Below are 15,317 nucleotides of genomic sequence, written 5' to 3' on the forward strand. Positions count from 1 at the left end.
GGCGTATTATTAATACATTACCTTGTGACCGTACTGTTCAAGAATACCTTTCACGCGCTCCATGGTCTCTTTCTTCGGCGGCTTAACGCCATCAAGCTTATATTCTTCGCCCATCGCAACCCACTTGTGTTTACCCAGTTCGTGATAGGGCAGGAGTTCAATTTTCTCCACGTTGCCCATATCCCGGGTAAATTCGCCCAGGCGGTGCGCGGAATCATCATCATCTGACCATCCCGGTACGACGACGTAGCGTATCCAGGTTTTGATGCTCTTATCGGCGATGTATTTTGCAAACTCGAGCGTACGGTGGTTAGAGACGCCAACCAGGTTCTGGTGGATCTCATCGTTCATTTGTTTGAGATCGAGCATCACCAGATCGGTGACTTCAAGCAGTTCGTCAATGACCGGATCGTAGCGGCGAACAAAACCGTTGGTGTCGAGGCAGGTGTGAATGCCTTCTTTACGGCAGGCGCGGAACCAGTCGCGCACAAACTCTGCCTGAAGAATAGCCTCACCGCCGGATGCGGTCACGCCGCCGCCGGACGCGTTCATGAAGTGGCGGTAGGTCACCACCTCTTTCATTAAATCTTCAACGGTGACTTCTTTGCCGCCGTGGGTATCCCACGTGTCGCGGTTGTGGCAGTACAGGCAGCGCATCAGGCAGCCCTGGAAGAAGGTGATGAAGCGAATGCCTGGGCCATCGACGGTGCCACAGGATTCAAAGGAGTGAATACGACCAATAGTTGACATTGCGGTGATATCTCCAGATTCGGCCCGTCCGGGACCTGAGTATGCACAGCTCAAACCGGCTGTGTTAAGTCTGTTTTGGCTGCTATCCAATCATTATAGATAGCGGCCAAAAGAGACTGAGAAGGAGAGGGTGCTAAAAAGGCCCCACTTGCGTGGAGCCTTTATTGTACGCTTTTTAACGCGTGATTTCAGTCAAATCCACTTACATGGACTGAGTGAAAGTACGGGTAATAACGTCCTGCTGCTGTTCTTTAGTCAGGGAGTTAAAACGTACTGCGTAGCCGGATACGCGGATGGTCAGCTGAGGATATTTCTCAGGGTGTTCCATCGCATCAAGCAGCATTTCACGGTTCATGACGTTCACGTTCAGGTGCTGACCACCTTCGATGGACGCTTCGTGGTGGAAGTAACCATCCATCAGACCCGCGAGGTTAGTTTTACGCACTTCGTCGTCTTTACCCAGCGCGTTTGGCACGATGGAGAAGGTATAAGAGATACCATCTTTCGCGTAAGCAAACGGCAGTTTAGCCACGGAGGTCAGAGAGGCAACCGCACCTTTCTGGTCACGACCGTGCATTGGGTTAGCACCTGGTCCGAATGGCGCGCCAGCACGACGACCGTCTGGAGTGTTACCGGTTTTCTTACCATACACAACGTTAGAGGTGATGGTCAGAACAGACTGAGTCGGGATAGCGTTACGGTAGGTAGTGAGTTTCTGAATTTTCTTCATGAAACGTTCTACCAGGTCAACCGCCATGTCATCAACGCGAGAGTCGTTGTTACCAAACTGCGGGTATTCGCCTTCGATTTCGAAGTCAACGGCCAGGCCGTCTTCGTCACGAATTGGTTTAACTTTCGCATACTTGATTGCAGACAGGGAGTCAGCAGCAACGGACAGACCTGCGATACCACACGCCATGGTGCGAACAACGTCACGGTCGTGCAGCGCCATCAGAGAGGCTTCGTAGCTGTACTTGTCGTGCATGTAGTGGATAACGTTCAGCGCAGTCACGTACTGCTTAGCCAGCCAGTCCATGAAGTGGTCCATGCGTTCCATGACTTCGTCATAGTTCAGCACGTCGCCTTTGATTGGCTCAGACTTAGGACCAACCTGCATTTTCAGTTTTTCATCAACGCCGCCGTTGATTGCGTACAGCATGGTTTTCGCCAGGTTTGCACGTGCACCGAAGAACTGCATTTGTTTACCAACGACCATTGGGCTTACGCAGCATGCGATAGCGTAGTCATCGTTGTTGAAGTCCGGACGCATCAGGTCATCGTTCTCATACTGCAGAGAAGAGGTATCGATGGACACTTTAGCCGCGAATTTCTTGAAGTTCAGAGGCAGTTTTTCAGACCACAGAACGGTGATGTTCGGCTCCGGAGAAGGACCCATGGTGTACAGGGTGTTCAGGAAGCGGAAGCTGTTTTTGGTTACCAGAGTACGGCCGTCAACGCCCATACCGCCGATAGATTCAGTTGCCCAGATTGGGTCGCCGGAGAACAGCTCATCGTATTCAGGGGTACGCAGGAAGCGAACCATACGCAGTTTCATGACCAGGTGGTCAATCATTTCCTGAGCGTCTTGCTCGGTGATTTTGCCCGCTTTGATGTCGCGCTCGATGTACGCATCCAGGAAGGTGGACACGCGACCGAAGGACATTGCTGCACCGTTCTGAGACTTAACAGCGGCCAGGTAGCCGAAGTAGGTCCACTGGATAGCTTCCTGAGCGTTGGTTGCAGGACCGGAGATATCGCAGCCGTATTTTGCTGCCATTTCTTTGATCTGACCCAGCGCACGGTGCTGTTCAGCAATCTCTTCGCGCAGACGGATAGTCGCTTCCAGGTTTACGCCGTTTTCCAGATCGGACTGCAGGGAAACAAACTGCGCGTATTTGTCTTTCATCAGGAAGTCGATACCGTACAGCGCAACGCGACGGTAGTCACCGATGATACGGCCACGGCCATACGCATCTGGCAGACCGGTCAGCACGCCAGATTTACGGCAGTTCAGGATGTCTTTGGTGTAAACATCGAATACGCCCTGGTTGTGGGTTTTGCGGTATTCGGTGAAGATTTTTTTCAGCATTGGGTCCAGCTCGCGGTTATACGCTTTGCATGAACCTTCAACCATTTTGATACCACCAAACGGAATGATTGCGCGTTTCAGTGGTGCTTCAGTCTGCAGACCAACGATTTTCTCAAGGGCTTTGTTGATGTAGCCAGCATCGTGAGAAGTGATGGTGGAAGCAATGGAGGTGTCAAAATCAACAGGCGCGTGAGTGCGGTTTTCCAGTTTAACGCCTTCCATTACGCTGTCCCACAGCTTGGTGGTCGCTTCAGTTGCGCCAGCCAGGAAGGATTCGTCACCTTCATACGGGGTATAGTTTTTCTGAATGAAGTCACGGACGTTTACTTCATTCTGCCAGTCACCTTTAGTAAAACCTTCCCAGGCTGTGGCTAACTTTTCATTAAGCTCGGACATGTAACACCTACCTTCTTAAGTGGATTTTTTATTTACTGCCTGAGACAACCATTAATGATGATTGTCGCCACGCAGGTAAATGACCCAGTATGTCAACCCAACTAACAGACCCCCACCGATAATGTTCCCGATAGTGACAGGGATCAGGTTATCAGTAATGAAATTCATGATAGTCAGGTGTGAGAAACTTTCCGGGGTTGAACCAACTGCAGTCCAGAACTCCGGGCTCGCAAAGTTGCGGATAACAATCCCCATCGGGATCATAAACATATTCGCGATACTGTGTTCGAAGCCGCTGGCAACAAACATCGCAACCGGCAGAACCATAATCATGGCTTTGTCCATCAGGCTACGACCAGAGTAGCTCATCCAGACCGCCAGGCAGACCATCAGGTTTGCGAGGATGCCGAGAGCAACGGCTTCGATAAATGTATGGTGCATTTTGTGGTCAGCGGTTTGCAGGACGTTAAGCCCCCAGCCACCGTTGGCGGTCATATACTCGCCAGAGAGCCACATCAACAAAACAAAGAGCAGACAGCCAAACAGGTTACCCACATAGACGTTGAACCAGTTGCGCGCCAGTTGGCCCCAGGTAATTCTTCCGCTGGCTTTCGCTACGACGATCAGTACCGTTGAGGTAAAGAGGTCAGCACCGCAGATGACGCAAAGAATCAGACCCAGTGAGAAGCAGATACCACCAATCAGTTTCGCGATGCCGAAAGGCATGTCGGCCGTGCCGGTAGTGGCAGTGATGTAGAAGACAAAAGCAATGGAGATGAACACACCAGCGGTAATCGCCAGGAAAAACGTGGTCATCGGGTGTTTCGTTGCTTTATAGACACCCGCTTCTTCGGCCACTTTGGCCATTGCAGCTGGGAGTAAAAGATCAAAAGGGTTGTCAGCTTTCACACTAACTCTCTCTTTATTAAGTCGGCGACGAGATACTAACAAAGCATTATAGAAGAGAAATTGATATAGATCATATCTCGCCTGGCTTATAGGCCCGCTATGTGTATGGTTTTACAACAAAAGCGGAGTAAGTTTTTGATTATCCGAATAAAAATAAATTTTAAAAGTTATGAAAAGAGTTGAATTATTTCGTTCAGCCTCCCTTAAAACAGTTAATTAAAATGGAGTATTTACCATAAAAGGTAACACTAAAGCCCGGGTAAGTATTTTTATATTTACCTTGATTTAACTTTAATATTACATTCAATTGTCATTGCCGGAAAAATATAAAACGGGACAATGAAATTGCCCCGTAATATAGCCCAGGCGAGAGAGTTCGCCTACAGTTAGTAATGTTATATGCGCTTATTTTGACCAGTAAGCGGCTTTTGCTTTCTGCAATTTCTCATAGGCTTTCAGCAGCGACTGATGCGCCGGGAAGGCTTTGAGATCGCTATCAACCGCCTGCAGGCCGTAGAACGGCTCTTCACCGCTCAGCGCCGCGCTGGCGGCTTCAACCGCCTCTGCGCCGTACATACGCACAAACGCATTAAGATATTGCAGCGGCTCTCGCTCTTCTTCCTGAGAGAGCAGAAGCAGCGTTTGCAGGCAGCGGTAGTAGTTAGTGCGCTCGGCAGAGAATACGGACTGGTTGAATTCCATCGTCCACTCCGTCCAGGCCAGAGCCTGATCCAGATCGCCGCCCGCCAGCGCCAGCATCGCCTTGAGTTCACCGATACGCAAAGTGTACCAGCCGTTGTCTTTCCCGGTCGCCAGGCCCAGCAGCTCGCGCACGCGAGTGAAGTCATCGTGGCCTTCTTCGTCCAGCTGGGCGATCAGGTTCAGATAATCTTCTTTTTCCCATTCGCTGCCCGGCAGGGCCAGCAGCGTTTCACGCAGGTGCGCGCCCATGCTGTTGTTCGCCAGCCACAGATCTTCCGCCGGATAAATATCGGACATGCCCGGCACGATAATACGGCAGGCGTAAACGCCCAGATGCTCATAGTCAGCAATGTAGACTTCCCGATCTTCCGCGCTGAAGATTGCCATTAGCGTGGCGAACTCTTCTTCCGTGGTGCCCGCAAAGCTCCAGTCGACGAAAGGATAATCTGCGTCCTGCTTGAACATATCCCAGGAGATCAAACCGCTGGAATCGATGAAGTGGGTCTCAAGGTTGGTATGTTCGGCCACTTCTTCGTCATCAAAGGTCGGCGGGGTAAACACGTCAAGATCCTTCAGGCTACGGCCCTGCAGCAGCTCGGTCACGGTACGCTCCAGCGCTACGCCGAAGTCCGGGTGTGCGCCGAAGGAGGCGAAGCAGGTTCCGTTTGCCGGGTTGAACAGTACCACGCAGATAACCGGGTATTTACCGCCCAGAGAACCGTCATACGCAAAGATTGGGAAGCCTTCTGCTTCCAGCTTTGCGATGGATTCCACTACGCCCGGATAGCGCGCCAGCACGTCAGCCGGGATTTCAGGCAGGCTGATGGATTCAGCAATAATGCGGTTTTTAATGTGGCGTTCGAAAACTTCAGACAGGCCCTGAACGCGCGCTTCGTTGCGGGTATTACCGGCAGACATGCCGTTCGATACATACAGGTTGCCGACGATGTTCATCGGGATATACACCGTCTGCTCGTCGGACTGACGGGTAAACGGCAGGGCGCAGACACCGCGATCCTCATTGCCGGACTGAAGATCGATCAGCATGCTGGCGGTGAGCTCGTTCTCCGGATCGTAGAACGCACGCAGGCGAGCGTCGAGAATGCCTTCCGGCAGCGCATCGTCGTCGGTCAGCGGGAACCATTTTTCATTTGGATAGTGGACGAACGGGCCGTTGGCGATGGTTTCGCCCAGCCAGAAATCGGCGAAGAAATAGTTAGTCGAGAGACGCTCAAAATACTCACCCAGCGCGGAGGCCAGCGCGGCTTTTTTAGTGGCGCCTTTGCCGTTGGTAAAGCACAGCGCGCACTCTTTATCGCGAATATGCACGGACCAGACGTGAGGCACCGGGTTCAGCCAGGAGGCTTCTTCAATATTAAAGCCCAGGTCGGTCAGTTTTTGCTGGAAGCGAGCGATGGAATCTTCCAGGGCGGCGTCTTTGCCGGGGATAAACGTTTGAGTCATGGCGTTCACTTTTATCGTACGTAAAGCGCGCAATGATACGGGTTTTGCGTGACGGGTGCTATCTCCGGCGAAAATAAATGCCTGAGCTATGCTTATAACCAGTAACCTACTGTTAAGGCATAAAAAAATGAAAGCATTCGACCTCCAGCGGATGGCGTTTGATAAGGTCCCCCCTGAGTTTTTAGGCGAAGTGGCGCTACGAAGCTTATATACCTTCGTACTCGTCTTCCTGTTTCTCAAAATCACCGGACGGCGCGGCGTACGCCAGATGTCGCTCTTTGAAGTGCTCATCATTCTGACGCTGGGTTCCGCGGCAGGGGACGTAGCCTTTTATGACGACGTGCCGATGGTACCCGTTTTCATCGTCTTCGTTTCGCTGGCGCTGCTCTACCGTCTGGTGATGTGGCTAATGTCGAAAAGCGAAAAGCTGGAGGACCTGCTTGAAGGAAAGCCGGTCGTTATCGTTGAGGACGGACAGCTGGCGTGGGAGAAAGTCAAAAGTGCCAACATGACGGAGTTCGAGTTCTTCATGGAGCTGCGGCTTAACAGCGTAGAACAGCTGGGGCAGGTGCGGCTGGCCATTATGGAAACGAACGGGCAGATCAGCGTGTACTACTATGCCGATGACGAGGTTAAGCCCGGCCTCTGCATCTTGCCCGACATGCTGGTGGAACGCTTTCGCGTTGTGCCAGAAACCGAAATGTATGCCTGCGTAAGATGTAGCCATGTCGTTCCCATGAAGGCCGGCGATCGTCAATTATGTCCTCGCTGTGCAAATCCGGAATGGACGAAGGTAAGCCGGGCCAAACGGCTAACCTGACAGCCTTTTTGTCGGTTTTGTCACGAACCGCTGGCAGATTGTATTGTGTGATGATGGCCACATTTTACCGGCCATCCGTTTTAGCCATTGCGGCGCGTGTCGCTGGATGATAAAACCGATAGCCACAGTAATAACTTATTGCTTTTAGCGTGGTGAGGGGAAATGGCTCAAGTTTATAATTTCAGTTCAGGCCCGGCAATGTTACCGGCCGACGTGCTTAAACAGGCTCAACAGGAGCTGTGTGACTGGAACGGTCTGGGAACGTCGGTAATGGAAATCAGCCACCGTGGAAAAGAGTTTATCCAGGTGGCGGAAGAGGCAGAAAAGGATTTTCGCGATCTGCTGAACATCCCCTCGAACTACAAAGTATTGTTCTGCCACGGCGGCGGCCGCGGTCAGTTTGCGGGTATCCCGTTAAACCTGCTGGGCGACAAAACCACCGCCGACTACGTTGATGCAGGTTACTGGGCGGCCAGCGCGGTGAAAGAAGCGCACAAATATTGCACGCCAAACGTTATCGACGCCAAATTGACCGTTGACGGACTGCGCGCCGTGAAGCCGATGAGTGAATGGCAGCTTTCCCGTGACGCGGCGTACCTTCACTATTGCCCGAACGAGACTATCGACGGCATCGCGATTCACGAAGAGCCAAACTTTGGCGAAGATGTGATCGTGACCGCGGATTTCTCTTCCACCATTCTTTCTACGCCGCTGGACGTCAGCCGCTACGGCGCGATCTACGCGGGCGCACAGAAAAATATCGGCCCTGCAGGCCTGACAATCGTTATCGTACGTGAAGATTTGCTGGGCAAAGCGCATACATCATGCCCGTCGATCCTGGATTACTCCGTACTGAACGACAACGACTCGATGTTCAACACCCCGCCGACCTTTGCCTGGTATCTCTCCGGCCTGGTCTTCAAATGGCTGAAGCAAAAGGGCGGCGTGGCGCAGATGGACAAGATCAATCAGCAAAAAGCCGAGCTGCTGTACGGCGTGATTGATAAGAGCGACTTCTACCGCAACGACGTTGCCAAAGCCAACCGCTCACGCATGAACGTGCCGTTCCAGCTGGCGGACAGCAGTCTTGACAAAGTCTTCCTCGAAGAGTCTTTCGCGGCCGGTCTACACGCGCTGAAAGGTCACCGCGTGGTGGGCGGCATGCGCGCCTCCATTTATAACGCGATGCCGCTGGAAGGCGTCAAAACGCTAACCGATTTCATGGTCGACTTCGAACGTCGTCATGGTTAATTTCGCAGTTTTTCACCCCCGCGGCTCCGCTGCGGGGTTTTTATTATGTCGAGTTGAGAGTTAAGTTTCATGGAATCCCTGACGTTACAACCTATCGCGCGCGTAGACGGCACCATTAACCTGCCAGGTTCAAAAAGCGTCTCGAACCGCGCGCTGCTGCTGGCAGCTCTGGCAAACGGCACCACCGTCCTCACCAATCTTCTGGACAGCGATGACGTGCGCCATATGCTCAATGCGCTGAAAGCGTTGGGAGTTCACTATACGCTGTCTGACGATCGTACCCGTTGTGAAGTGACCGGCAACGGCGGCGCGCTGCGTTCGACAGGAGAGCTTGAGCTGTTTCTGGGGAATGCCGGAACGGCTATGCGTCCGCTGGCTGCTGCGCTCTGTCTGGGCAACGGCAACGTTGTGCTGACCGGCGAGCCGCGCATGAAAGAGCGGCCGATCGGCCATCTGGTGGATGCCCTGCGTCAGGGCGGCGCGCAGATTGACTATCTTGAGCAGGAAAACTATCCGCCGCTGCGCCTGCGCGGCGGCTTCACCGGCGGCAGCGTAGAAGTTGACGGCAGCGTCTCCAGCCAGTTCCTGACCGCGCTGCTGATGACGGCACCGCTGGCACCGCAAGATACCGTAATTACCATCAAGGGGGAGCTGGTCTCTAAGCCGTACATTGATATCACGCTGCACCTGATGAAAACCTTCGGCGTTGAGGTGGATAACCAGTCTTACCAGCGCTTCGTGGTGCGCGGCGCACAGCAGTACCAGTCTCCGGGCAATTATCTCGTTGAAGGTGATGCTTCCTCAGCATCCTACTTCCTCGCGGCAGGCGCGATTAAAGGCGGTACCGTAAAAGTGACCGGTATTGGCCGCAACAGCGTGCAGGGCGATATCCGCTTTGCAGACGTGCTGGAGAAAATGGGCTCGCTGGTGACCTGGGGCGAGGACTTCATCGCCTGTACGCGCGGCGAGCTTAACGCCATTGATATGGATATGAACCATATCCCGGACGCGGCCATGACCATTGCCACGGCGGCGCTGTTTGCCAAAGGCACCACCACGCTGCGCAACATCTACAACTGGCGTGTGAAAGAAACCGACCGCCTGTTCGCGATGGCGACCGAGCTGCGCAAAGTGGGCGCAGAAGTGGAAGAGGGTGAAGACTACATTCGCGTCACGCCGCCGGCAAAGCTGCAGTTTGCCGAAATCGGCACCTATAACGATCACCGCATGGCGATGTGCTTCTCGCTGGTGGCGTTGTCCGACACGCCGGTGACGATCCTCGACCCGAAATGTACGGCAAAAACCTTCCCGGACTACTTCGAACAGCTGGCGCGCATTAGCACGCTGGCCTGATAACGTTTTGCCGCATCGCCCGGTGCGGCATTTCCTTACGCTTCCTGACGTTCATCTTCGCACGTTTCTTCTACACTCAGCTTCATTCATTCCGTATTTTGCACGCAAAGGTAACAGTTGCGCACGTTGGCGCGTATAATGCGCGGCGTTCATGTTAACGGTATGCCTTTATTAAGGAGAAAACGATGACGGCAGTTGCCCCGGTAATCACCATTGATGGGCCAAGTGGCGCAGGGAAAGGAACCTTGTGCAAAGCGATGGCAGAAGCATTGCAATGGCATCTGTTAGATTCGGGAGCAATCTATCGCGTGCTGGCTTTGGCAGCGCTGCATCACCATGTGGATGTTGCCTCTGAAGAAGCGCTGGTACCGCTGGCTGCGCATCTGGATGTACGTTTTGTCTCAACCGATGGCAACCTTGAAGTGATTCTGGAAGGGGAAGACGTCAGCGGTGAAATCCGTACCCAGGAAGTGGCCAACGCGGCCTCACAGGTGGCTGCTTTCCCACGCGTTCGCGAGGCGCTTTTACGCCGCCAGCGAGCGTTCCGCGAAGCACCAGGGCTGATCGCCGACGGTCGTGACATGGGAACCGTAGTTTTCCCAGAGGCTCCTGTAAAAATTTTCCTCGACGCCTCTTCGGAAGAACGCGCTCAGCGACGTATGCTTCAGTTGCAGGAAAAGGGGTTTAGTGTTAACTTTGATCGCCTTTTGTCCGAGATAAAAGAGCGCGATGACCGCGATCGTAACCGCGCCGTCGCCCCACTTGTTCCTGCAGAAGATGCATTAGTTCTGGATTCAACCAGTTTAACTATTGAGCAAGTGATTGAAAAAGCGCTACAATATGCGCGCCAAAAACTGGCACTCGCGTAATCGCGACCGATTTAGCAGTACCCCCGCTGCAAAGGATTGACGGCGGGTATGTGAAACAACCCCATCCGGCACGGAGCCAGGTGGACGTTAATATTAACCTGAAGATTAAACATGACTGAATCTTTTGCTCAACTATTTGAAGAATCCTTAAAAACAATCGAAACCCGTCCGGGTTCCATCGTTCGTGGTGTTGTTGTTGCTATCGACAAAGACGTAGTACTGGTTGACGCCGGTCTGAAATCTGAGTCCGCCATTCCGGCAGAGCAGTTCAAAAACGCCCAGGGCGAGCTGGAAATCCAGGTTGGTGACGAAGTTGACGTTGCACTGGACGCAGTAGAAGACGGCTTCGGCGAAACCCTGCTGTCTCGTGAGAAAGCTAAACGTCACGAAGCATGGATCACGCTGGAGAAAGCTTACGAAGAAGCTGAAACTGTGGTCGGTGTTATCAACGGCAAAGTTAAAGGTGGCTTCACTGTTGAGCTGAATGGTATTCGTGCGTTCCTGCCAGGTTCACTGGTAGACGTTCGTCCAGTCCGTGACACCCTGCACCTGGAAGGCAAAGAGCTTGAGTTCAAAGTAATCAAGCTGGACCAGAAGCGTAACAACGTTGTTGTATCCCGTCGTGCCGTTATCGAATCCGAAAACAGCGCAGAACGCGATCAGCTGCTGGAAAACCTGCAGGAAGGCATGGAAGTCAAAGGTATCGTTAAGAACCTCACTGACTACGGCGCATTCGTTGACCTGGGCGGCGTTGATGGCCTGCTGCACATCACCGACATGGCGTGGAAACGCGTTAAGCACCCAAGCGAAATCGTGAACGTGGGCGACGAAATCACTGTTAAAGTGCTGAAGTTCGACCGCGAGCGTACTCGTGTATCCCTCGGCCTGAAACAGCTGGGCGAAGATCCATGGGTAGCTATCGCTAAGCGTTACCCAGAAGGTACTAAACTGACTGGTCGCGTTACCAACCTGACCGACTACGGCTGCTTCGTTGAAATTGAAGAAGGCGTTGAAGGCCTGGTGCACGTTTCCGAAATGGACTGGACCAACAAAAACATCCACCCATCCAAAGTTGTTAACGTTGGTGATGTAGTGGAAGTGATGGTTCTGGATATCGACGAAGAACGTCGTCGTATCTCCTTGGGCCTGAAGCAGTGCAAAAACAACCCATGGCAGCAGTTCGCGGAAACCCACAACAAGGGTGACCGTGTTGAAGGTAAAATCAAGTCTATCACTGACTTCGGTATCTTCATCGGCCTGGACGGCGGCATCGACGGCCTGGTTCACCTGTCTGACATCTCCTGGAACGTTGCAGGCGAAGAAGCAGTTCGTGAATACAAAAAAGGCGACGAAATCGCTGCAGTTGTTCTGCAGGTTGACGCAGAGCGTGAGCGTATCTCCCTGGGCGTTAAGCAGCTCGCAGAAGATCCGTTCAACAACTGGGTTGCACTGAACAAGAAAGGCGCAATCGTAAACGGTAAAGTGACTGCAGTTGACGCGAAAGGCGCAACCGTAGAACTGGCTGACGGCGTTGAAGGTTACCTGCGCGCTTCCGAAGCTTCACGTGACCGCGTTGAAGATGCCACTCTGGTTCTGAGCGTTGGCGACGACGTTGAAGCGAAGTTCACCGGTGTTGACCGTAAGAACCGCGCAATCAGCCTGTCTGTTCGTGCTAAAGACGAAGCTGACGAGAAAGATGCAATCGCAACTGTTAACAAACAGGAAGATGCAAACTTCTCTAACAACGCAATGGCTGAAGCTTTCAAAGCAGCTAAAGGCGAGTAATTCAAGTTCTGGCTTCCTTTGAGCTGTAACGCATTTACAGTGATAAGGGTAAGAAGCGGACTTGACAGATTGCAGGATTCGTCCTGTAATCAATAACAAAGGGCGGCTACGGCCGCCCTTGTTTAATGAGCTATCAAGCTAATTGGTTTGAAAGGAACCGGAGGAATCATGACCAAGTCAGAATTGATTGAAAGACTTGCCAGTCAGCAGCCGCATGTCCCGGCAAAAGCCGTGGAAGATGCTGTAAAAGAGATGCTGGAGCATATGGCCACCACTCTTGCCCAGGGCGAGCGCATTGAAATCCGCGGTTTCGGTAGTTTTTCTTTGCACTATCGTGCTCCACGCACCGGGCGTAACCCGAAGACTGGCGATAAAGTCGAGCTGGAAGGTAAATACGTTCCACACTTTAAGCCGGGTAAAGAGCTGCGCGATCGCGCCAATATTTACGGCAACTGAGTCTCTGACTTGGTTATCAACAGAAAAGCACCTGCGGGTGCTTTTTTTGTGTCCGGCGTTCCGTACTGGAAGCCATCTCGCAGTTGTGATTGTCCGCTGCTGTAAGCGGCTATATTTCTGCCGGCGCTTCTCGTAAAACCGTTCTATTCGCTCTGACATTTCACGGCACAACCCTCACACTTCCCAAAACAGGGAGGTCCAATGAGTATTGCCGCCGTAAGCGTTTGTCTGATTTTGTCCATTATCCCGTTGCTATGGCTGCCGTCTCTGCCTGATATGCCGACGATATGGACCCTTATTGCGCTCGCCTTTGCACTCACATTTTTCCCCTTCCGCAGGCTGCGCTATGTGCAGCTGGGTCTACTTTTTTTCGCCTGGGGAATACTGGCTGCGCAGGAGGTGGTCTGGCCAACGGAGCACCTTACGAAAGGGCCGAAGCATGTTGAGGTGGTCATCACCGAGACCGATGGCGCAACCACGCACAAAGGACGCATTGTCAGCCTTGATCACGCTTCGTGGTACGGTAGAACCGGGATCGTCCTGTACGGCAACTACCTGCCGCAGCCCGCCTGCGCCGGACAGCGTTGGGCAATGACCGTACGCCTGCGGGCCGTTCACGGTCAGCTAAACGATGGCGGCTATGACTCACAGCGCGCGGCGCTGGCGCAGCACCAGCCGCTGACGGGGCGCTTTACGCATGCAGAAGTCATCGATGCGTCCTGTAGCCTGCGTACGCAGTATCTCAGCTCGCTGACTTCAACGCTTTCAACCTACCCGTGGGGGAGCGTCATTCTGGGGTTGGGAATGGGGGAGCGCCTGGCCGTTTCAGCAGACGTAAAAAATCTGATGCGTGAAACCGGAACGCTGCACCTGATGGCGATATCAGGGCTGCATATAGCGCTAGCGGCCTCCATCGTGTGGCTGCTTGCACGGGGGATACAATTTTTGCTTCCCTGTCGATGGATAGACTGGCGGATGCCGCTCATTGCCGGTACCGGTTTTGCCCTCTTTTACGCCTGGCTGACCGGATTACAGCCCCCTGCGCTTCGCACGGCGGTTGGGCTGATCGTGCTTGCGCTTTTAAAGATGAGCGGCAGGCAGTGGTCCCCCTGGCTGGTCTGGTCAGGCTGCGTGGCGGCGATCCTGTTTGTCGATCCGCTGGCGGTCCTCTCTCAAAGCCTGATGCTCTCCGCTTTTGCGGTCGCGGCCCTTATATTCTGGTATCAATGGCTTCCGCTACCGGCCTGGCGTTTACCTCGCGTCGTAAAGCCGATGATAAACCTGCTGCATTTGCAGCTGGGAATGCTATGTCTGCTGCTGCCTTTACAGGTTTCCCTCTTTCATGGCATTAGCCTCTCTTCACTCGTTGCCAATCTTTTCGCGGTCCCGCTGGTAACGTTTATCTCGGTGCCGCTGATTTTGGCCGGCATGCTGCTGCACCTGTTCCCCCTGGCTCACCTTGAGCTGGCCGTTTGGTGGATGGCGGACAAATCGCTGGCCGTGCTGTTCTGGCTTTTACAACAGCTGCCAAACGGCTGGCTGGACGTCGACGGGCGCTGGCAGCTCCTGGCCGTTGCGCCCTGGCTGGTTGTAATTGGATGGCGTTTGCGTTCATGGCGTTCCGTTCCCGCCGTTTGTCTGGCGCTGGGCGCCGTGCTCATCTTCCCACTCTGGCGGGACAAAAGGGATGATAGCTGGACGTTGCACATGCTTGATGTAGGGCAGGGGCTGGCGATGGTCATCGAGCGAAACGGGCATGCGATACTTTACGATACGGGGCTTGCGTGGCCGGGCGGTGACAGCGCGCAGCAAATTATTATTCCCTGGCTGCGCTGGCACCACCTAACGCCGGAAGGCGTCATCATTAGCCACGAACATGCCGATCATATCGGAGGGTTATCGTCTCTTCACGCCGCATGGCCTGGGATGTGGATAAAAAGCCCGCTGAAGCGTGCTGGGCATCAGCCATGCTTACGCGGCGAGCGCTGGGAGTGGCAGGGCCTGACCTTTACGGTGCACTGGCCCTCGGCGGATTATCGACAGCAGGGGAACAACCGCTCATGCGTGGTAAAGGTCGACGACGGGCGACAAAGCGTACTACTGACCGGCGATATTGAAGCGCAGGCTGAACGGGCGATGCTAAGCCACCATTGGCAATATCTTACGTCTACACTTATCCAGGTGCCGCACCATGGCAGCAATACCTCTTCTTCGTCGCCGCTGATTCAGCGCGCTGCCGGTAGCCTGGCGCTGGCTTCCGCGGCGCGATATAACGCCTGGCGATTTCCGTCATCACGCGTAGTGAAACGCTATCAAAAAGAGGGCTACGCATGGTTCGATACCCCTCAGAGCGGGCAAATTTCGGTGACGTTTTCGCGACATGGCTGGCTAATGCGGCGCTTACGCGATCAATTTTTACCGCGTTGGTATCATCAGTGGTTTGGCGCGCCCGTCGATAACGGGTAGAATATGC

11 protein-coding genes are annotated in these 15,317 nt (G+C 53.5%); 7 read left to right on the plus strand and 4 right to left on the minus strand.

Annotated features, from left to right (window positions below):
• Nucleotides 1-9 precede the first annotated feature (9 nt).
• The 4 genes from pflA to ycaO form a co-directional block, all read right to left on the minus strand.
• Complete coding sequence (gene pflA, locus V1599_RS10140; protein ID WP_395301490.1) at nt 10-750, minus strand: pyruvate formate lyase 1-activating protein; 741 nt, start codon at nt 748-750, stop codon at nt 10-12.
• 202 nt (nt 751-952) lie between these two features.
• Entirely contained in the window at nt 953-3,235 is a 2,283-nt protein-coding gene (gene pflB / locus V1599_RS10145) for a formate C-acetyltransferase (RefSeq protein WP_297115399.1), read from the minus strand.
• 51 nt (nt 3,236-3,286) lie between these two features.
• Nucleotides 3,287-4,144: a formate transporter FocA gene (gene focA / locus V1599_RS10150; RefSeq protein WP_297115400.1), complete on the minus strand. Its 858-nt coding sequence runs from the start codon at nt 4,142-4,144 to the stop codon at nt 3,287-3,289.
• Between the two features lie 405 nt (nt 4,145-4,549).
• Nucleotides 4,550-6,310: a 30S ribosomal protein S12 methylthiotransferase accessory factor YcaO gene (gene ycaO, locus V1599_RS10155; RefSeq protein WP_181573180.1), complete on the minus strand. Its 1,761-nt coding sequence runs from the start codon at nt 6,308-6,310 to the stop codon at nt 4,550-4,552.
• 127 nt (nt 6,311-6,437) lie between these two features.
• Between ycaO and V1599_RS10160 the strand changes: the two genes are divergently transcribed.
• From V1599_RS10160 to V1599_RS10190, 7 genes are all read left to right on the plus strand, one after another.
• Nucleotides 6,438-7,130, plus strand: a complete 693-nt coding sequence (locus V1599_RS10160) for a DUF421 domain-containing protein (RefSeq protein ID WP_112009203.1) — start codon at nt 6,438-6,440, stop codon at nt 7,128-7,130.
• A 162-nt stretch (nt 7,131-7,292) separates the two neighbouring features.
• Complete coding sequence (gene serC / locus V1599_RS10165; protein WP_395301491.1) at nt 7,293-8,381, plus strand: 3-phosphoserine/phosphohydroxythreonine transaminase; 1,089 nt, start codon at nt 7,293-7,295, stop codon at nt 8,379-8,381.
• A 69-nt stretch (nt 8,382-8,450) separates the two neighbouring features.
• Nucleotides 8,451-9,734 carry a 3-phosphoshikimate 1-carboxyvinyltransferase gene (gene aroA, locus V1599_RS10170; RefSeq protein WP_395301492.1) on the plus strand — a complete coding sequence of 428 codons (1,284 nt, stop codon included), beginning with the start codon at nt 8,451-8,453 and terminating at the stop codon, nt 9,732-9,734.
• 185 nt (nt 9,735-9,919) lie between these two features.
• Nucleotides 9,920-10,603 carry a (d)CMP kinase gene (gene cmk, locus V1599_RS10175; protein ID WP_112009206.1) on the plus strand — a complete coding sequence of 228 codons (684 nt, stop codon included), beginning with the start codon at nt 9,920-9,922 and terminating at the stop codon, nt 10,601-10,603.
• Between the two features lie 111 nt (nt 10,604-10,714).
• Nucleotides 10,715-12,388 (plus strand): 30S ribosomal protein S1, encoded by a 1,674-nt coding sequence (rpsA, locus tag V1599_RS10180; RefSeq protein ID WP_010429251.1) that lies wholly within the window; start codon nt 10,715-10,717, stop codon nt 12,386-12,388.
• 168 nt (nt 12,389-12,556) lie between these two features.
• A complete protein-coding gene (gene ihfB / locus V1599_RS10185; RefSeq protein WP_014069584.1) occupies nt 12,557-12,844 on the plus strand; it encodes an integration host factor subunit beta in 288 nt (95 codons plus the stop codon).
• Between the two features lie 201 nt (nt 12,845-13,045).
• Nucleotides 13,046-15,310 carry a ComEC family protein gene (locus tag V1599_RS10190; RefSeq protein ID WP_395301493.1) on the plus strand — a complete coding sequence of 755 codons (2,265 nt, stop codon included), beginning with the start codon at nt 13,046-13,048 and terminating at the stop codon, nt 15,308-15,310.
• Nucleotides 15,311-15,317 lie beyond the last annotated feature (7 nt).

The organism is Enterobacter sp. ECC-175 (genome assembly GCF_043968675.1).
GTDB lineage: Bacteria > Pseudomonadota > Gammaproteobacteria > Enterobacterales > Enterobacteriaceae > Enterobacter.